The sequence below is a fragment of the Terriglobus albidus genome (assembly GCF_025685425.1).
Classification (GTDB): domain Bacteria; phylum Acidobacteriota; class Terriglobia; order Terriglobales; family Acidobacteriaceae; genus Terriglobus; species Terriglobus albidus.
Genome location: NZ_JAGTAS010000058.1, coordinates 1,207,243 through 1,227,539 on the forward strand (window position 1 = coordinate 1,207,243; position 20,297 = coordinate 1,227,539).

At 56.2% G+C, this 20,297-nt stretch carries 13 protein-coding genes; 4 read left to right on the top strand and 9 right to left on the bottom strand.

Going from position 1 to position 20,297, the window contains the following annotated elements:
- Window positions 1–176 precede the first annotated feature (176 nt).
- Genes OHL21_RS24100 through OHL21_RS24115 form a run of 4 tightly spaced genes read right to left on the bottom strand, consistent with a single transcriptional unit; the run spans window position 177 to window position 4,764 of the window.
- Complete coding sequence (locus OHL21_RS24100; RefSeq protein ID WP_263419853.1) at window positions 177–953, bottom strand: enoyl-CoA hydratase/isomerase family protein; 777 nt, start codon at window positions 951–953, stop codon at window positions 177–179.
- Entirely contained in the window at window positions 950–1,840 is an 891-nt protein-coding gene (locus tag OHL21_RS24105) for a hydroxymethylglutaryl-CoA lyase (RefSeq protein ID WP_263419854.1), read from the bottom strand. Before OHL21_RS24105 ends, OHL21_RS24100 begins: the two co-directional genes overlap by 4 nt.
- A gap of 13 nt (window positions 1,841–1,853) precedes the next feature.
- Window positions 1,854–3,563 carry an acyl-CoA carboxylase subunit beta gene (locus OHL21_RS24110; protein WP_263419855.1) on the bottom strand — a complete coding sequence of 570 codons (1,710 nt, stop codon included), beginning with the start codon at window positions 3,561–3,563 and terminating at the stop codon, window positions 1,854–1,856.
- Window positions 3,564–3,597: 34 nt separating this feature from the next.
- Window positions 3,598–4,764, bottom strand: coding sequence for an acyl-CoA dehydrogenase (locus tag OHL21_RS24115; protein WP_263419856.1), 1,167 nt, complete (start codon window positions 4,762–4,764; stop codon window positions 3,598–3,600).
- A gap of 546 nt (window positions 4,765–5,310) precedes the next feature.
- Between OHL21_RS24115 and OHL21_RS24120 the strand changes: the two genes are divergently transcribed.
- Genes OHL21_RS24120 through OHL21_RS24130 form a run of 3 tightly spaced genes read left to right on the top strand, consistent with a single transcriptional unit; the run spans window position 5,311 to window position 7,876 of the window.
- Window positions 5,311–6,009, top strand: coding sequence for a CoA transferase subunit A (locus OHL21_RS24120; protein ID WP_263419857.1), 699 nt, complete (start codon window positions 5,311–5,313; stop codon window positions 6,007–6,009).
- Window positions 6,010–6,011: 2 nt separating this feature from the next.
- Window positions 6,012–6,650, top strand: coding sequence for a CoA transferase subunit B (locus OHL21_RS24125; protein ID WP_263419858.1), 639 nt, complete (start codon window positions 6,012–6,014; stop codon window positions 6,648–6,650).
- A 47-nt stretch (window positions 6,651–6,697) separates the two neighbouring features.
- Window positions 6,698–7,876 carry an acetyl-CoA C-acetyltransferase gene (locus tag OHL21_RS24130; RefSeq protein WP_263419859.1) on the top strand — a complete coding sequence of 393 codons (1,179 nt, stop codon included), beginning with the start codon at window positions 6,698–6,700 and terminating at the stop codon, window positions 7,874–7,876.
- Between the two features lie 220 nt (window positions 7,877–8,096).
- On the opposite strand, the gene OHL21_RS24135 is transcribed toward OHL21_RS24130, so the two are convergent.
- The 4 genes from OHL21_RS24135 to OHL21_RS24150 form a co-directional block, all read right to left on the bottom strand.
- Window positions 8,097–10,466 (bottom strand): heterodisulfide reductase-related iron-sulfur binding cluster, encoded by a 2,370-nt coding sequence (locus OHL21_RS24135; protein WP_263419860.1) that lies wholly within the window; start codon window positions 10,464–10,466, stop codon window positions 8,097–8,099.
- A gap of 171 nt (window positions 10,467–10,637) precedes the next feature.
- A complete protein-coding gene (locus OHL21_RS24140) occupies window positions 10,638–11,585 on the bottom strand; it encodes an electron transfer flavoprotein subunit alpha/FixB family protein (RefSeq protein WP_263419861.1) in 948 nt (315 codons plus the stop codon).
- The gene (locus tag OHL21_RS24145; protein ID WP_263419862.1) at window positions 11,582–12,346 is read right to left on the bottom strand and encodes an electron transfer flavoprotein subunit beta/FixA family protein; all 765 of its coding nucleotides are present in this window, start codon (window positions 12,344–12,346) and stop codon (window positions 11,582–11,584) included. The genes OHL21_RS24140 and OHL21_RS24145 overlap by 4 nt, the downstream gene beginning before the upstream one ends.
- 154 nt (window positions 12,347–12,500) lie before the next feature.
- A complete protein-coding gene (locus OHL21_RS24150; protein WP_263419863.1) occupies window positions 12,501–13,898 on the bottom strand; it encodes a hypothetical protein in 1,398 nt (465 codons plus the stop codon).
- Window positions 13,899–14,251: 353 nt separating this feature from the next.
- On the opposite strand from OHL21_RS24150, the gene OHL21_RS24155 reads away from it, so the two are divergent.
- Window positions 14,252–18,070 carry a TonB-dependent receptor gene (locus OHL21_RS24155; protein ID WP_263419864.1) on the top strand — a complete coding sequence of 1,273 codons (3,819 nt, stop codon included), beginning with the start codon at window positions 14,252–14,254 and terminating at the stop codon, window positions 18,068–18,070.
- 132 nt (window positions 18,071–18,202) lie between these two features.
- Here OHL21_RS24155 and OHL21_RS24160 read toward each other — a convergent pair whose 3' ends face one another.
- Window positions 18,203–20,158: a carbohydrate binding domain-containing protein gene (locus OHL21_RS24160; RefSeq protein ID WP_263419865.1), complete on the bottom strand. Its 1,956-nt coding sequence runs from the start codon at window positions 20,156–20,158 to the stop codon at window positions 18,203–18,205.
- Between the last annotated feature and the right edge of the window lie 139 nt (window positions 20,159–20,297).

Genomic DNA, 20,297 nt, shown 5'->3' on the forward strand with positions numbered 1-20,297 from the left:
GAACAGCATAGGCTTCCTCTTGTGCTTTTGGAATACCGATTCTAGAGAAACCGTCGGAATTTAATGAAAAGAGCGTTTACCGCTTTATTTTCAAGGAGTTATCGCGAAGCTAAATTCCAGCATTGCGAACATGCCATCCATTGCTACGCAATGGACGGGGCACCCAGAATATGACCTTACTGGTCCTGCCAGTGAGGCTTTCGCTTGCTCAGGAACGCCGTTACACCCTCCTGAAAGTCAGGGTGCTGCCTGGCCTGTAAACTGGCAGCCACAGCCCGTTCAATTCTCGCGTCCAGTTCTGACGCCGTCTGAGCGATCTGCAGTTCTTTGGTTCTCCGCATCGCGGATGGACTGTTCTGGAGAAGCTCCTGCGCGAAGAGTTGCACCCGCTCCAACAACTTCTCGCCCTCGACAATCTCGTTCACCAGACCCAGCGCATGCGCTCGCTGTGCCTCGAAGAGCTGACCTGTGAGCAAAAGATTTCTTGCCTGTTTCTCACCGAGCTGGAAACCGAGAAAGACAGAGACCAGCGCCGGGATGAAACCGATCTTCACTTCCGTGTATCCGAACTTTGCTCCTGGAACGGCAAAGGTGAAGTCGCAGAGGGTAGCCAGGCCTGTTCCACCCGCGATCGCATGGCCGTTGACTGCTGCGATGGTTGGTATGGGAAGGGTATATAGCGTTCGAAAGAGCTGCGCAGTACGCCGTGCATCCGCTTCCTGCTCCTCGACGGTCTGCGTGAACATTGACTCCAACACGGCAAGATCCAGTCCCGAGCAAAAGGCCGTACCGGCGCCGGTCAAGATAAGCCCCCTCACAGCATCTTTTTTTGCCGCCTCGAACGCTGCAATCAGCTCCTCCTGCATCTCGGGAGTCAATGCATTCCGACGCTCCGGTCGATTCAGTGTGATGGTGAGAATACCGTCTTCCAGATCCGTCAGCAGCGTATTCACGGAGTCATCCTCTGTGTTTCTACTTGTCCATAACGCCGGGCGAACTCTCGGTTGAGAGCGATCAACGTCTCCAGGGGACCAATCTCCGGTGGTGGGACACCCATACCGGCAAGCTCAGCCATGACTATCTCGGTTGGCATATTGCCGACCAGGTCATCCTGTGCAAAGGGACATCCGCCGAGCCCGCCGATCGCCGTGTCGAAGCGGCGGCAGCCGGCGAGATAGGCCGCACGAATCTTTGCTGCTGCATCTCCTGGCTTCGCATGCAGGTGGAGTCCAATTTCAATCTCGCTGTCCACTGACTCACGTGCTGCCGAAAAGACTTCGCCGATCTGTTCTGCGCTAGCCAGGCCGACGGTATCGGCGATGGAGATCTGCCTTACGCCGCTCTCGATGAGCAGCTCACAGGCAGCGTTAACTTCATCGATGCTCCATGGATCGCCGTATGGATTACCAAAGGCCATCGATACATAGGCCACGATATTCAAGCCTGCTTTATAAGCCATCTCACCTATGGCCTCGAGTTCATCCAACGCCTGCTCCGCCGTCTGATTCTGGTTTCTGCGCAAAAACTCCGGCGAGATGGAATACGGGAAGCCGAGTGTCGTTACCACTTCCGTCTTGATTGCCCGCTCCGCTCCTTTTGCATTAACCACGATCCCGATGATCTCAACATCTCCCGGCGGATCAACAAAGGCGAGCACCTTCTCAGAGTCAGCCATCTGCGGAACCGCTTTAGGAGAGACAAAGCTGGCAGCGTCGATATGCCGAAATCCGGCAGCGATCAGCATGCGGAGATAGTCAGCTTTGACCTCGGCAGGAATAACCCTGGAGAGCCCTTGCCAGGCGTCGCGTGGACACTCAATCAACTTGACTGTATTCGTCATGGCTTTGCAAATACTACGTCTGGATTACGCCCGGATTGAACTTCTCGACGTCGGGGTTGAGGCTGACAGCCTCAAGCGCACTGATCAACACAGTGCGAGTCTCCGCGGGATCGATGATCGCATCAATCCATAAGCGAGCTGCTCCATACCGAGGATCGGCTTGAGCATCGTAGGTGCTCTTAATTTCATCAAAGATCTGCTTTCGCTCCTCTTCTGAGATCGCATGGCCTTTGCGCTCAAGCTGTTTGAGGCGTATTTCTACCAGCGTATTCGCAGCAGAGGCCCCACTCATCACGGCATAACGCGCCGTCGGCCAGGCAAAAATAAATCGCGGGTCATAGGCTTTGCCGCACATCGCATAGTGCCCTGCTCCGAAACTGCCGCCGAGGATCACAGAGATCTTGGGTACGACTGAGTTCGAAACCGCCGTGACCATCTTTGCGCCCGCACGAATAATGCCATTCTGCTCAGCATCACGGCCCACCATGAACCCGTTCACGTCATGGAGGAAGACCAGAGGAATCAGGCTCTGGTTGCAGTCGAGGATAAATCTGGCGGCCTTCTCTGCGCTTTCGGTATAGATGACCCCTCCGAATTCGGTACGGCGTTCTCCACCTGGCATGACCATACTCTGGTGCTGCTTTTGATTCGCAACAATCCCTACGGCATATCCGCCGATCCGGGCATAGCCGCAAACCAGAGTGCGTCCGTAGTCAGCACGATATTCATCGAAAGCAGAGCGGTCGACAATGCGCGCAATCACCTCATGCACATCATAGGTATTTGAAGCCGCGCGTACCGGATCGGGATCAATCAACCCGTAGAGTTCGTCTGCAGGATAAAGTGGGGCATCCTTTTCGGGATCAAAGAGGATGGCATCAAACGGAGCACGATTTCGATGTCCCAGCTTGCCAACGAGAGAGCGTACCCTCGCAAGGCAGGCTTCATCATCTGGCTCTTTGAAGTCGACGGTGCCGGAGATCTCCGCGTGCATGGTCGCCCCGCCTAACTCCTCAGCGCCAACCTTTTGCCCAATAGCTGCCTGCACAAGCGCCGGACCAGCAAGAAAAAGCCCGCTGCCCTCGGTCATCAGCACGGTATCTGTCATGACGGGAAGATAAGCCCCACCCGCCACACACATGCCCATGATGGCAGTGATCTGCGGAATATTCCGTGCCGACATCACAGCGTTGTTGCGGAAGACGCGGCCGAAGTCATCCTGATCGGGAAAGACATCCTCTTGTAGAGGCAGAAAGACACCTGCGGAATCGACCAGGTAGAGCGTAGGAATGCGGTTTTCAAGAGCAATCGTCTGCGCTCGAATCACCTTCTTCGCGGTCATAGGGAAGAAGGCGCCGGCCTTCACGGTAGCGTCGTTGGCAACCACCATGACCAGCCGACCGCAGACTCGTCCTAAACCGGCAACCACCCCCGCTGCCGGTGCCCCGCCCCACTCCTCATACATGCCATGGGCGGCATAGAGACCGAGCTCCAGAAACGGAGTACCGGGATCGAGCAGTAATGCCAGGCGCTCCCGTGCTGTCAGCCTCTTCTTGGCGTGCTGCGCCTCAATGGCTTTGGCTCCGCCACCCAGACGAATGGCTGCCTGCTCCTCGCGCATTACTGCCAGCAATGCAAGCAGCGCCTGATGGTTGTTACGGAAGCGCGGAGCATTGCCATCCAGTTTTGTCGGCAACGTGTTCTTGCTGGCGGCCTCTGACATCGATTCCCCGGTAATTCGTCCGATCTGCGAACTTCTACTTCAAGATCTCGCGAGCAATCACCATGCGCTGAATCTCGCTGGTTCCCTCGCCGATTGTGCACAATTTTACGTCGCGATAGAACTTCTCCGCCGGATAGTCCTTGATGAAGCCATAGCCGCCATGAATCTGCACGCATTCATCACAGATACGTACAGCAGCCTCGCCGGCAAAGAGCTTTGCCATCGAGGACTCCAACGTCGTCTTGCGCCCGGCATTCTTCATGCGCGCCGCGTTGAGTGTCAGCAGCTTTGCGGCCTCCAGGTTTGTCGCCATATCTGCCAGTTTGAATTGGATCGCCTGAAACTGGCTGATAGATTTGCCAAACTGATGGCGCTCCTTGGAGTATTTCAACGCGGCATCGTATGCACCCCTGCCAATTCCAAGCGCGAGAGCAGCAATGGAGATGCGGCCGCCATCGAGCACCCGCATCGCATCGACAAAGCCCTCCCCTTCCACGCCTATCCGGTTTTCATCGGGAATCAGACAGTCTTCGAAGATCAACTCCGAAGTATCTGAAGCACGCAGCCCCAGCTTGTCTTCTTTCTTGCCCGGACGAAAACCAGGCGTGCCTTTCTCCACGACGAAGGCAGTCATACCGTGGCTTCCCTTTGCCCTGTCGGTCACCGCAATGACGACGGCACAGTCCGCATGGCTGCCATTGGTAATAAAGGTCTTGCTGCCATTCAGTACCCAACCGCGATCAGAGCGAACCGCCGTGGTGCGAGCTCCAAGGGCATCGGAACCGGAGCCAGGCTCAGTGAGACCCCAGCATCCAAGCCACTCGCCCGAGGCCAACGGTGTGACCCATCGACGATGCTGTTCCGCGTTGCCTGCAAGATAGATGTGGTTCGTACACAGCGAATTGTGCGCCGCCACAATGATTCCGACCGAACCATCTACTCTGGACAGCTCTTCGATGGCCAGCACGTACTCCACATAGCCCATGCCGCTGCCGCCCAGTTCCGGAGGAAAGATAACACCCAACAGTCCCATCTGACCTAGTTGCCGAACAACCTCGCTGGGGAAGATGCACTTGTCATCCCACTCGCGGACGTGCGGAGCAATCTCTGTCTGTGCAAAGCGGCGAATCACGCGCTGCAATTCTTCTTGTTCTTCCGTCAGTTCAAAGCCAGCTCTTCCTGCCTCAGTTTTTCCCGTCATAGATCGCTCCCATGAGCTGCCATGAGCCCATGTTGCGGTTCTGGCCTGCAGACCAGCAGGCAGAATTAAGTTGGAGAAGTCCCTGAGGGCTTCCAAAACGTTGTGAGAGGAGAGATGGATGCACAAGCCGATGGGTGACACCGAATTCTTTTTCAGCCCGTGTTATCGCAGTAGAGTTAACCAGACCGCAACCTTTAATGCTGCTCAAAGCATTTTCCCTGTTGCTGGGTATTGCGGAAAACGCCCATAGATGCAGAGGCGCGACACTACACCCACAGGGAAAATGCTCTAGCCTTTGTGCCTTCACCGTTGCTCCACGTGCGGGCGACTTCCATCGGGAATCGCCAATCAGCCCATCCATCGTCGACAGGGAGTATGGCACCGCCAGATGAGAAAGACAATCCCATTGATTCCGGACGTATTTGATTTTTCTTTCCCACGCAAAGATGCTATCGTCCTTCGATGTTGTAGAGAACGAGCGTTTGCTGCTATCGAATCGTCGCATCGGCTGTTCGATAGCAGACGGCTCGCAACAGGCACGGGATAATGGACAAACTCTGGCCAAGTGCAGCGGCGGTACTGGAGGGAATCGTAACCGATGGCATGCTTCTGGCCATCGGCGGATTCGGATTATGCGGCATTCCGGAGGCATTGATTCTGGCGCTGCGTGATTCTGGGGTCCGGGACCTTACAGTCGCAAGCAATAACGCAGGAGTGGACGGTTGGGGGCTGGGCCTGCTGCTCGAAAGCCGGCAGATCCGAAAGATGATCTCCAGCTATGTCGGAGAGAATGCTGAGTTCGAACGGCAGTTTCTCCAGGGAGAACTCGAAGTCGAGTTCGTTCCTCAAGGCACTCTGGCGGAACGCATGCGCGCCGGAGGCGCCGGAATTCCCGGCTTCTACACGCGTACCGGAGTCGGAACCATCGTCGCCGAAGGCAAGGAACACAAAGAGTTCGATGGGACAACCTACATCCTCGAACGCGGCCTCCGCGCCGACCTGGCCCTGGTAAAAGCATGGAAAGCCGACCTGCACGGGAACCTGGTCTTTCGACGCACAGCACGCAACTTCAATCCCTTGGCCGCAACTTGCGGCAAAGTCACCGTAGCGGAGGCCGAGATCATCGTCGCTCCCGGAGAGCTTGACCCCGATGAGATACATACTCCCGGCATCTTCGTGCAGAGGATCGTCCACAATCCTTCTCCCGAAAAACGAATCGAACGCAAGACAACGAGGATGATCTGACCATGCCATGGACGCGTCACCAGATGGCTCAGCGTGCTGCGGCTGAATTGAAGGATGGATACTACGTTAACCTCGGCATCGGCATGCCGACACTCGTTGCCAACTTCATTCCTGCGGGTATGACCGTAATTCTTCAGTCAGAAAATGGCCTTCTCGGTATGGGGCCTTTTCCCCTGGATAATGAAGTTGATCCAGACTTGATCAATGCCGGCAAAGAAACTGTCACCCTGTTGCCGGGAGCATCGATCTTTTCGAGCGCCGACTCATTTGCCATGATCCGCGGAGGCCACGTCGATCTCGCCATCCTTGGAGCCATGCAGGTCTCTGAAAAAGGTGATCTGGCGAACTGGATGATTCCCGGTAAGCGCGTCAAAGGCATGGGAGGAGCCATGGATATTGTCTCCGGCGTGCGGCAGGTGCTGATCATGATGGAACACAACGCGCAGGATGGCTCGCCAAAGCTGCTTTCCCAATGCACTCTTCCATTGACCGGCGCAGGAGTAGTAAACCGTGTCATCACGGATCTGTGCGTCATGGATATTACGGAGGATGGGGTTGTGGTCATTGAATTAGCCGAAGGAGTAACCTCGGAAGAGGTTGTCAGGCGCTCCGGTGTCTCCGTGCACTTTCAACTTCACTGAGCCCGCATCGATCCCCTTGTGAGAACAACCAGATGGGAGTGGTAACAATGCGAGATGTCGTCATCGTATCGGCGGTTCGGACAGCGGTTGGCAAATTTCTCGGTGGACTGAGCGAGGTTGCCGCAACCCAGCTTGGCTCGGTCGTTGTGCGCGAGGCAGTAAGCCGTGCAGGCATTGCACCAGATTCCGTGGATGAGTGCATCATGGGATGTGTGCTACCTGCCGGCCTTGGCCAGAATCCCGCGCGCCAGGCGGCACTGGGCGGCGGACTTGCGGACACCGTTGCCGCTCTCACGGTCAACATGGTTTGTGGCAGCGGATTGAAAGCCGTCGGTCTGGGAGCACAGGCAATCATGCTCGGCGATGCAGAGATTGTCGTCGCCGGCGGCATGGAGTCGATGTCGAACGCTCCTTATCTGGTGCCACAAGCTCGTAAGGGACTGCGCATGGGCGATGGCAGCATCGTCGATTCCGTGATCAAAGACGGCCTATGGTGCGCCTGCGACAGCCAGCACATGGGTCTCACCGCAGAGCTGGTTGCGGAAAAGCATCATCTGACCCGCGAACAACAGGATTCCTATGCCCTCGAATCGCATCGGCGAGCGGCTTCCGCCAGACGAGAAGGCAGATTCAAAGACGAGATTGTCCCTGTGCAGATTCCGGATAGGAAAGGGACGATCACGAGCTTCGAGTCAGACGAGAGCATTCGCGATGACGCATCCCTGCAGGCGCTGTCTGCATTGCGTCCCGTCTTCAAAAAAGACGGCACCGTGACTGCCGGCAACGCACCCGGGCTCAACGACGCCGCTGCAGCGGTGCTTCTGATGACAGCGGATCGTGCTGCAGCATTAGGGCTCACCCCCATGGCACGCATCCGGGCCCAGGCACAGAGCGGCGTTGCGCCGCGATGGGTCATGCTTGCTCCAGTAACAGGAGTGACCAGAGTTTTGGAAAAGGCAGCCTGGAGAAAGAATGAGGTCGACCTGTATGAACTCAATGAGGCGTTCAGTGTTCAGGCTCTTGGGGTAACAAAGGAACTCGAACTGGATCTCTCCAATGTGAATGTGAATGGAGGAGCCGTTGCGATGGGCCATCCAATCGGCGCAAGCGGCGCTCGAATTCTCGTCACCCTGCTGCACGAAATGATCCGCAGAGACGCAAAGAAAGGCGTTGCCGCCTTATGCCTCGGCGGAGGGAATTCCGTAGCTCTTGCGGTTGAGCGCTAGGGTTTGGTTTTTGTTTGTCATTTCGCAGCCATAGCGGAGAAATCTGCTTTTTGCCCAGAAGAGTATCGGTAGTGAAGCAGATTTCTCCGCTGCGCTCCGAAATGACAAAAAGGAACCAAGCCGAAGCTGAAAGACTTTCGTCATCCGAAGCGTTTAAAAGCAGGTCCTTCACTACGTTCAGGATGACAACACTAATGACACGAACGTCCGAGACAACACACTAGCGTTCTGTTCGTTTGGGGGTCCACTTTTTCCGGGGTGCAGCCACAGGATCAGCTTGAGGAACCTCTGCGACCGACGTCTCCGGGCTGTTCTCTGTCTGAGAGATGTTCGTAGCAGGAGAAGTATCCTGCTGAGCCTTTGTCTTCGGATTCCATTTCGGACGTTTCGGGCTCTCCGGTGTTGTTTCGGCAGCCGTCGTCTGCAATGAATCTTCAACGTTCGTTGGAACCACGAGAGGAGGAACGTCAGGCTTCTCCATTACCGTTACGGCTGGCTGCGCCACCGCCACTTCAATCTGAGCTTCGACATTCGAGGGACGCATCCCGGACGCCTTCTCAACACCCGCCAGCAAAAGCTCGGCGATATCTTTGATCTCAACAGGATGATCGGCAGTCCCCGGTGTGCTCCCCAACATGCTCTTGCAGAAGGGACATCCAACAGCTAGCGCCGACTCACCCGCCCCACCAAGGACTCGCGCGGCCTCGTTATAGCGATTCTCAGAAACCCTCTGTGTTCCAGGTTCTTCTTCCTTCCAGAACTGCGCTCCACCGGCGCCGCAGCAGAACGAATTCTCCCGGGTGCGTTCAAGCTCTACGAAGCCGTTACCAAGGACCTTCAACAGCTTCCGAGGTTCGTCATAAATGCCATTGTGGCGGCCCAGATAGCAGGGATCGTGATAGGTGATCCTGTCCAGCGTGGCCGTTGCGGTGAGTTTGCCCTCGGTAACAAGCGAGGCGAGATATTCCGTATGATGCATCACCTTGAAGTTACCGCCTAGTTGGCGATACTCCCCGCCAAGAGCATTCAGGCAATGGGGACAGGTTGCCACAATCAGTTTGATTCTGCAGGCATTCAGGGTATCGATGTTCTGCTCAGCAAGCTGACGATAGAGATATTCATTCCCTGCACGCCGGGCGCTATCGCCGGTACAACATTCCCGCTTGCCCAGCACAGCAAAGTTGATCCCGGCATACTGCAGCAACTTCACAAAAGCGCGCGCGGTCTTCTGCGCTTGTGGGTCATAGCTGGCGGCGCAGCCGACCCAGAAGAGCACCTCAGGCTCGGGGTTTTCTTCAATGGTTTTGACGGCAAGACCTTCGGCCCACTCCAGGCGTTTTTCCTGACTGATGCCCCAGGGATTTTTGGCTCGTTCCATCCCACGAAACGCAGCCTGCAACTGTCTGGGAAATTCACCGGCCATCATGACCTGATGCCGCCGAACATCGATGATATCCAGCATGGGTTCATCCTGCACCGGACACACTTCCATGCAGGCTCCGCAGGTGGTACATGCCCAGGCCGCTTCAGGAGACAGGGCGAAGGTCAGCAGAGCTTTCGGACTCGGCTCTCCCGTCTCAAACTTCGGCTGACTCCTGGCCAGCTCATTCAGCTCCATGCGCTTGTTGATCTCAAGTGCCGACGGACTCAAGGCTTTGCCGGTCGCAGTCGCGGGACATACATCCTGGCATCGATTGCACTGGATACATGCATACGCATCCAGAAGGCGTGGCCAGGCGAAATCCTCAAGCTTGTTGGCTCCGACAACGATGTCGTTCATCTCGGAAGTTCCCTGCTCCGCACTTATCTCCACGCTGGGGAGTACTCCGGAGCTTGCCGTTCGAGCGGCAAGATACTTCGCCGGAGCCATAAAGATGTGAATGTGTTTCGTGCGAGGAAAGTACATCCAGAAGAGGAGGACGCTCCCGAGCGATCCCCAGTACCCGAAGATCCTCCAGGACTCCGCGTTCTGTGAAGAAAACAGATGCGACAACAATGACGCAAAGGGCTGAAAACGATCTGCTCCGCTGCCGGCCATTTTTGCTCCTGCGCCGATTGCCCGGCTGCCGACGTGAAACAGGATGAATACGGAGACCAGGATGGAGTCCAGGGTGATCGATCGCTGTTGAATAGATTGGTGAAGCAATGTTCGTTCATTGAAACTGAAATCCCCGCGGCTCGGAAGCAAAAACCTGCGTATCACCAGGGCGACAACGCCTATTAGGATGAGTGTGCTCAAGCTATCGGCGAGCAGGTTATAGGACCTTCCCACCAGGGTGGCCGAAGAGATGTCGAAGGGAAAGAAGCCACCGACCAGATCGACCATATTTACGATCAGATAGAAGACGAATCCGTAAAAGATAAAGGAGTGAAAGAGGCTGACGAAGGGCCGCCCCCAAAAGGTACGCTGCTGCGTGAGCGTGGTAACCAGCGAATAGTAAATACGTCGCAGCAGGTGATCGAAGCGCGGCTCAGTATCTCTGCGGCCTGCGGCAATACGACGATAGACGCGATAGAAACCATGAAGGCCAATCCCTATCGTCAGGACTGCAAAGAGCAGAAATGCAAGCTTCTGGATTGGTGGAAGCAATGTCGGCCCTCAACTTCTAGAGCATTTTCCCTGTTGCTGGGTATCCCGGAAGAGGGATGCAACCGCGTTTTCATTGCGGAAAACTCCCATAGATGCGGGATCCCTACACTACACCAACAGGGAAAATGCTCTAGCGCGACATCATACTCCCATGCCTTCGATTTCAGGCTTTCATTTCAGCTTCTCAATGATCGCCGGAACAATCTCTTTTACGTCGCCCACAATCCCATAGTCGGCGATCTTGAAAATGGGTGCTTCCTGATCCCGATTAATCGCGACCACCAATCTGCTTTTGTTCATTCCAGACAAGTGCTGGACTGCTCCAGAGATGCCGAGAGCCAAATAGAGCTTCGGTTGTACGGTTTTGCCCGTCTGACCGACCTGCTCCGAATAAGGACGCCAACCCGCATCCACTACTGCTCGCGTGGCGCCAACCGCTGCTCCAAGTTGATCTGCCAGGCCTTCGACCAATTGGGCATAGACTTCGGCACTCCCCAGCCCGCGTCCACCTGCGACGACAACATCGGCATCCTGCAAGGCAACCCGTTTGCTTTTGATCGTGTTTCTCTCGGTCACGACCACACGTGGCGCAGGTAGATCGAGATCGACGTCGTATTGTTCGGCAGCCTGCGGCCTTGCCGACGCCGGAGGGAAGGCTCCCGGGTGGATGCTCACAACGACTGTCGGAGCCTGCGCCTCAACCCGCTCGACCACTCTCGCCAGGAGGGTATAGTGTTCGGCCACAGTGGTATCATCCGCAAACTTCATGCTGATGACTGCTTCCATCAAAGGAGCATCCAGTTTTACGGCAACACGCGGACTATATTCGCGCCCGCTGCGGCTGCCGCCAATCAGCACGGTATGAGCCTCTCCTTCCCTGGCAATCTGTGCCACCGCCTGCGCCCACACCTCCGGATCGTATGCGCTCAACGCTGGCAGATCGGCAACCAGAACCTGGTCTGCAAGCAGAGCAGCCTGGGTTGCAACCGGGGCCACCCCACTCCCCAGGACAAGCAGCGTAATTGGACCCTCGCGGCCCAGGTCGCGGGCCGCCTGTGTCATCTCGTAAGTACTTTTATTCAGCTTGCCATTTGAATGCTCAGCAACAATCAGAATCATCCAATCACCCTTGTTTCGTTCCGAAGGAATTCCACTAACTGCTGTGCCGCCGCACTTCCATCCTTGCCGTCGACAATCCTGCGCATCCGTTCCTTCACCTGAATCTCGCTGCGGATAAATTTCAACCTGGAGTGAAGACCAAAGCTCTCAAAGGATTCCCGCCGCAGCTCCTTCTTCCTGGCCTTCATGATGTTCGGCAGCGTGGGATATCGGGGTTCGCACAGTCCCTGTTGTGTGGTTATGACCGCCGGAAGCTCCACGCTGAAGGATTCGGTTCCTTCGTCGATGTCATGCGTTCCGGTAAGGGTGCGGCCCTCCAGGTTCAAGGCGGTTGTCCAGGTTAACTGCGGCCAGTTCAGATATTCCGCGATCGCCGCGCCGAATGCCTGACTATCCCAATCGGCTTCCTGTCCACCACAGAAGATTAGATCGCTCTGCTCCTTCCGTGCCACCTGTGCCGCCACATTGCCAACGGTAATAACGTCTAATGGCTCGAAAGTCTCTACCAGGATGGCGCGATCTGCGCCGATGGCGAGGGCGGTACGCAGAGCCTCTTCACACCGGGCAGGACCGACGGCCAGAGCAACAACTTCCGTCTCCGGCTGGGCATCGCGTATTCGCAGAGCCTCTTCCAGGCCATACTCGTCCATAGTGTCCAATACGAGCTTGCTGCTGCTCGGATCCACCATGCCATCTTTGATTCTGACGCTCTCCTCAGCATCGAGAACCTGGCGAATCACCGACAAGATGCGTAATCCCATAGATGCTCCCTCTTCTCTCTATCTCGAGCACTCTCAGGACCCACTGATTGCACTCTCGGTAGAGCCCAAGAATTCTACAGTGGAATCCCCTTTGGAGGAGAATCCGTCAATGAGAAGAACCGTGCGGACAAAACAGCGGTGAATTTGTATTCCTTCAGTAATAGCGGCTCGCAATAACACGAGCGGTCGGGGCATCCGCCGAAATGCCGGATGTTTCGATGAGAAGCTCGAACGGCTTTAACGAACCATCGGCGGCGCGCGCCTTCTCCAGAATCGGGGCCATCGCATTCTCATCAAACAGGAGGTCTTGAGCCGCCTCGGTGCCTGCCATAGTCAGCCCCTCCAGGATAAGCACTCTGCCATTCCCGTCAAGACTCGGTAGAAACGCCATCACGGCGTAGGTCCTGTTTGCGTTTCCGATCGTATTGTTACGGAACAGAGGCGGCTCTCCATCGCGTGGATGCCTGTTCACGATCGCATCAAATGTCGCATAACTCTTATAGTCGAACTGGAAGTTCAACTTATCCTCAAACAACTCTACCCAGGGGTTGGAATAAACGGACCCAATAAGAATCACATTCGAATGCTTGATGTCGTCCATATGCAGCTCTCGCGCATAACGAATGACGAAGCGGTCCGGAACCATCTCCGGGAGCCGCGAAAGTCTTGATACGATGTTCAGGTCCGAGACGCTGGTATAGCGTGCCGAGTTGAGGTCATTCTTGGTGTCCTGATCGATGCCCGCCGGCAGGGAGAGATTGTAGAGATACTGCCGCTTCTCGTACTCCTTCAAAGACAGCGGCCGGCCGGCGATATCCTCGAGGAAGACAAGTCCACTGTCAGCGGGAACCACAAACGTCTCCTTGTCCTTGCTGAAGAGCTGGCTCCAGAGCAGATGAGAGCCACTACGCGGCCGCATAAAGCCTGGCAACCCGGCAACGTACAAAACGCCGGCGCCGAGAATGACAATGCAGACAGCCACCCACCAAACGCGGCGATTGATCGCACGTGCCCATCGCATGCCCGCTTTTTGCCTCAAAGGAGTCGAAGCGCCTGCTGTGTCGTGGAGTACCACAACCTCCGAGAGCGTATCCCTCTGCTCCTGCTCGGCCGTACCTTCTCTATAAAGAGAGACGTCTTTCGTTGATCCGTTAATGGAGTCCTTGGCCGGGCTCTGCGGATGAAATACAGGGACATACCCTCCCCGGGGAATATTGATCCGAAAGGGCTCGTGGCATCCTTCACCATCGAAGTAGTTGTCCAGACGCTTACGAAGGAGACGGGCATACTGGCGAACAATGTTGTCGTCGTTCGGGTTGTAGCTGGTGCGTCTGCCAAAGACCTGCACACCGATCTGGTACTCGGTTATCTCCGAAACTCTGCCACGTAGTTGACGGTCGCAGACGTAAAGCAAGAACTTTGCGAGCAGGGCCGAGGAGGTTAGTCCCTTGCTTGCGGCAACTCTCTGGGCCAGCTCCCACCGGGCATCGCCCTCGAGTGACTCAGAAACCGGAGTCTCCTGGACCGCATCTTCGGTCAACCCATTTTTCATAGTTCAGTCCACGCTCACGCTAACGCTGATCGCTCCCTCGGAATTATCCCAAACCGCAATCGACGACCCTCGCGTCAGGAACCCCGTATCAAGACCCTTTAACTTATAAAAGGAGGGTAAATGGGGCATGAACACCACTACACCTGTCGCTCCACTCATTCGAAAGAGAGCCCACCCTCACCCCGGGCGCGAAGATCCATAACTGCCTGAAAAATATAGGGATCCAGGCCCCACATAGACCGTGAGAGCCGAGTCTTTATACGGTGCAAACCCCTTCCGGAGTTGCTCTTTTGAATGCCAAGATGAGGCATCTAACCCAGGCTTTTAGGACTAGCCAACTCCGGAGAAGACAAATGCGCCAGAAGCACAGCACCCCCCTGCCTGACTCTCACGTAAGCGCTAAGCCGCAACCAAGGCGGCAAAGCCTTTGGCATAGGATCTTCGCGCTCTGGCTTCTGTTTCTGGTGGCTTCCGATCTCTTCGGGCAGGCGGTAACGTCTCTGCGCGGCACTGTTACTGATCCCAGCGGAGCGGTAATCCCCGGAGCCAGTGTCAAGCTGATCTCCGCAGTCACCGGAGCCATTCGGGCGGGGGTTACTGACGGCAGCGGGGGCTACCAATTTCAGCAACTTCAGCCGGGAAGATACGCACTCGAAGTGGAGGCTGCCTCCTTTGGCCCCATCAGGAAGGAGAATATCGAGCTTCAGGTTGCCCTTCCTGCCACGATCAATATCGTCATGCAGGTCGGCTCGACCACACAGGCGGTAGAAGTCTCCACCGAGGCTCAGACTACCATCAATACGACGGACGCTACGCTCGGCAATGTCCTGAACAGCCAGCAGGTTTCAACCCTTCCCATCCAGGGGCGGAATGTCGTGGATCTGCTCAGCCTGCAACCCGGGGTCACCTTCTTAGGTCGCAGCGACGGCTCGTCGTCCGGTACCAGCGGAGGCAACACAAGCGGTGACTCCCGCAGCGGTGCGGTGAACGGAGCCCGCTCCGACCAGTCCAACGTCACGCTCGACGGCGTCGATGTCAACGATGAGAACTACGGCTACGCCTTCGACAGCGTGCTCCGCATGACGCAGGACTCTGTGTCGGAGTTTCGAGTCACTACCAGCAATCCCAATGCCGAGGCGGGACGAAGCTCGGGCGCGCAGATCACGCTCATCACCAAGAGTGGAACCAACCGCTTTCACGGCAGTGTCTACGAGTACAACCGCAACGCCTCGTTCACCGCCAATGATTGGTTCAATAAGCGGACCCAACTCGCAAACGGACAACCGAATCGGCCGCCTGCCCTCATCCGCAATATCTTCGGCGCAGCCGTCGGCGGGCCTATCAAGAGAGATAAGCTCTTTTTCTTTCTGAACTACGAAGGCCGCCGTGACTCACAGGGAGTCGATGTGGGTCCCAGAAACGTACCTACTGCGAGCCTGCGACAGGGAATCGTCCAATATGTCGCGAAGGGAGGCCAGACGCAGACCCTCTCACCGGCACAGATCAAAAACATGGATCCGCAACACGTGGGCATCAATCAGGCCGTGCTTGCAACACTCAACAGCTATCCTCTGCCCAACGATCTGTCTGTGGGAGATGGCCTGAACTTCTCCGGCTTCCGCTTTGTCGATACCGTGCGCCGATCCTATAACACCTATATCGGACGGCTGGATTGGACCATCACGCCGAACCACACACTCTTCTGGCGGGGCAATCTGATGAACGATTCGGAGCCGGGGACGCCGCAATTTCCTGGTCAGCCTGCCTCCACACGTGCTTTGACCAACAGCAAAGGCTTTGCCCTTGGCTACACCGCTGTTTTGCGCGCCAATCTGGTCAATAACTTTCGCTGGGGTCTCACACGCCAGGGATTATCGACATCGGGAATATCCAATCAACCCAGCGTAGGCCTCGCCGGCGTGGATTTGCCGACAGCCTTTACGCGAACCAGCAGCTATATCATTCCCGTGCACAATCTGGTTGACGATCTCTCCTGGATCAAGGGCCGGCATAGCTTCCAATTTGGCGCGAACGTCCGCATCATCGACGACCAGCGCGCCAGCACCGGCAACTCCTTCCCCAGCGCAGGCACAACGATCGGTTGGCTGTTGCCTTCGGGAATTGCGAATCGCGGCGTTCCACTCGATCCCGCGGTTGCCGGCTATCCCGCTGTCGCCAGCAGTTATGCCAGCTACTACAACAACGCGATCGCCGATGCAGTCGGCCTCGTTACCGAAGGCAACGCTGTTTATAACTACGATAAGACCGGCAAAGCTCTTCCACTTGGCGTACCCGTCAAACGCGACTATCGTTGGAGCGAGTATGAATTTTATGCGCAGGATAGTTGGAAGGTACGTTCCGACCTCACCCTGACCTTCGGTCTCCGCTACTCGCTCTTGCAACCACCGACTGAGACCAGCGGCACCCAGGTAAGCACATGCGTCCTGACGAGTAACACCTGCACGCCCTACTCGCTCACTGATTTTTACAACGAGAGCGCGCGTCAGGGCGTTACTGGAGGAACGGCCAGCAAGGTTCCTAATCTCTCCTTTGATCTCAACGGCAGATCCAACGGCCGCGCTGATTTCTGGAGCTGGGATAAATCCAATCTGGCGCCGCGCTTCGCATTTGCGTGGGCTCCCCATGCTGACGAAGGTATATGGCACAGCATCTTTGGTCAGCAGGGCAAAACTTCTTTCCGGGGTGGCTACACACTGGTCTATGACCACTTTGGAGCCGGTATCGTAAACAACTACGACACTACAGGCTCCTACGGACTTACCAGTAAGATCTCCAATCCACCTGGAGTTCTTACAACAACCACCGCACCGCGCTACCAGGGCGTGACTTCATTTCCCACCGGCCTTCTACCGTCAGCGCCCGCAGGTGGCTTCCCAGCTACTCCCGATCCCGAAGGTTTCAATATCAGCTGGGGGCTCGATAGCAAGATCAAGACACCCTACTCGCATCTCTTCGATCTCTCCATCCAGCGCGAGATCGGTTCCAACACCTTTGAGGTGAGTTACGTCGGCCGCATTGCGCATCGCTTGATGGAGCAGATGGACGTTGCCATGCCGCTGAATCTCAGCGGCAATGGCAGCGATTACTTCACGGCCGCGGCCGATCTTTCAAAGATGGCCAACGCCAACGTCCCTGTGACTGCCGTACAGCACATTCCATACTGGCAGACACTCTTCGGAGCGCTCGAAGGCAAAGACATCGGTAATGGCACACTGACCGCCACGCAGAACGTCTACGCTCTGTTCCAGCAGAACTTAGGAAATGAGACCGCCGCTCTTAACCTCCTTGACGAGCCTTCCGGCGGACTTGGAGCCGGAACGCTCTATCCTGCCTATCGGTTTTTTCACAGCCAATACTCGGCTCTCTATGGCTGGCGCTCCATCGGCATGTCGTACTACAACGCTCTGCAGGTGGTGCTGCAACATCATTCCTCCCGTGGTCTGCAGGCCGGCTTGAACTATACCTACTCGCGGGCGATCGACTGGAACTCACAGGCTGAGCGTCTCGGCAACTCAGGCAGTGTCAACAATGCGCAGATCATCAACACCTGGGTGCCGGATCAGCTTCGTGGGCGCGCCGATTTCAATATGACTCACCAGATCAACGGCAACTACGTCTGGGACCTTCCCCTCGGAAGAGGAAAGGCCTTTCTCGGCGGGAGCAACCGTATTGTCGATGCAGTGATCGGTGGTTGGCAGACGACCGGTATTGTGCGCTGGACAAGCGGTCTGCCCTTCGGCGTCGACGACGGCTCCAATTGGCCGACAAACTGGGACATTGAAGGCTTTGCTACGCTTGCATCCAAAATCCCTGCCGCCGCTCTCAAGCGCGGTAAAGGCGCGCAGCGTTTCGCCGATCCTACAGCCGTCTTCAACAGCTTCCGCCTGGCCTATCCCGGCGAATCCGGCACGCGTAACCCTTTGCTTGGAGACGGATATTTCAGCTGGGATACGGGTCTGAACAAAGCCTTCATGTTAACCGAACGCCTTAAGCTGCAACTCCGGGGTGAGGCATTCAATGTCACGAATAGCGTGCGATTCGACCCGCACTCCGTGAGTGCCAACATGAATCAACCCGCCTCGTTTGGCAACGCCAGTTCTACACTGACACAATCGCGCGTGCTGCAAGTGGCAGGCAGAATCGAATTTTGATCTTTTCGCACGAGGCAGCTAGAGCATTTTCCCTGTAGGTGTAATCCAGAGCATCCGCATCTATGGGCGTTTTCCATAATGAAAACGCCGCTGCACGCCTCTTCCGGAATACCCAGCAACAGGGAAAATGCTCTAAAGAGACCGAATCTCAAGTACAGCTACGGTGTATGGTTCCAATCGGATGGACAGGTCCTTGGCGTATTCCAACTGACGGCTCTCGGCCTTGATACGATCGGGGTATTCCAGAGAGGCCGCATCCATCAGACCGGCGCTGATGGTGTGGAGGGTTACGGCAGCTCTCTCCGGAGATTTGGCTCCTTGCAAGCGAATGAGAAGCGTATTCTGTCGCCCTTCATAGTTGACGGCCTTCACCACGATTCGTTTCCCATCAGCGCTGGCAGTCGCTACCGAGTCAACAGAACCGGGCTGCCAGCCTTGAGGAATCGCGGTGGATACCTTATCCAGCAGCAGTTTTGTATCGCGAACTCGATGAAAGGTCCCCGTTGCAGAAGCGAGGAAATGCTCGGCATAGTGCTCACGAAACAGCTTCGAGACCGGGAAGCTTCCGCCGGGAAACCATGAGACATGATCGTGATAAATCGCTGATGTCCAGGTGGGATCGTCGGTGGTATTGCGCATCAGCAGCGCCGGACAGGTCATCGTCAGGTTGGGGCTGAGCTCTTCATACATCATCAGACTTCCCGCTGCATGCAGGCCGGCGCGCCAGTCATAGGTGTGCTGCAGGCTCCATTCCAGCACACCGATTTCGATATTCGGGTGCTTGGACGTGCGTACATAGTCCCGGAGCTTCTCAAGATAATTCTGGATGCGCCGGATACCTGTCTCGAAATTAACCGGCTCGTATTCGTAGTTGTGACATCCCAGGACGTCAAAGTTTGCTCCTGCCAAGTCGATGATGGTTTCGCTCCAGTCCATATCGTTGGAACGCTTCTGACCGCAGGCGATGATCTTCGCATGCGGTGCAGCAGCTCTCAAGCGGGGACCAAAAGCGTTTACGATCTCCGCATACGACTGAGGGGTGAAGCCATTGTTCATCGGTTCGTTATCAATCTGGAAGAGCCGCACGTTGTATGGCTCGACGTGTCCGTTCGCCGCGCGCCGTTTTCCCCACTCTGTTGATGGCGGGTCGTTGAGGTAGTGAACCCAATCCAACGCATACTCGATCTGTTCTTGAGAAGTGCCCTGCGCCGCGAGGGTAATGAGCGGCTCCGCACCAAGCTTCTGGCAAAGGTCAAGAAACTCATCTGTGCCGAAGCCGTAATAATCGGAGTATCCTCCCCAGAAAACGTTCGGGTGGTAGCCCCGCGCTTCATAAGGGCCGATACCCTCTTTCCACTTGTATGTCGAGGCGAATGATCCGCCGGGCCAGCGAATAAAGGCCGGACGCAGCTTGCGCAAGGCCTCCAGGAGGTCTGGCCGGAACATCCCATTCTGACGCACATCGGAGCGCGCCAGAGAGACGAAATCGAGCAGCAGAGCGCCTCGGCCGAATGCAGCGATCTCGATGGTTGCCTGCGTATCGCGAAGACTGCTGCTGAAGTCAAAGGCCACACGATGCCACTCTCCCCGTGCGGCTGGCAGGGGCACTGCTGCGATAGGGTCTCCATTCGCGGCACGGACCTGCAATGACAGGTGAGGACTTCCCTGCTCCTGCTTGACCCAGAGGAAGCCATCGTACGCGACTCCGCGTTCGAGGAAGATTCTTCCCTGCTGGATAGACGCGCGACCGCCATGGACGCTGAGGCGAACACTTTTTGAGCCATTCTTAAAGCTGGAGTCTACAAGCGTCACTTCCCCGCGGGTCGCACCGGCAGTCCAATAGGTCTCGAAGTCTTTCCCCTCGAACCCGGCGCCCCGAATCTGTTCTGCAAAGAGTCCGTCCTCGACGGAGTGGTTAATGTGTTCCAGGAATTGCCCATAGATGCCCTGACTTATAGGCTTCGTCGCTCGATCGGTATCGATCAGCAATACGGCAACCGGATTATCAGCATTCTCTTCACCCTGAAGAAGCGGGGAGACGATGGAGGAGAAAGGGACCGCTGCCGTCAAAGCAGCGGTTCCCCGCAAGAAACGCCTTCTGTTCATCCGTTAACTTCCGATCTGGATTTAAAGCATTTTCCCTGTTTCTGGGTATCCCGGAATGGGAGTGCAGCGGCGTTTTCATTGCGGAAAACGCCCATAGATGCAGAAGCCCTGCGCTACACCT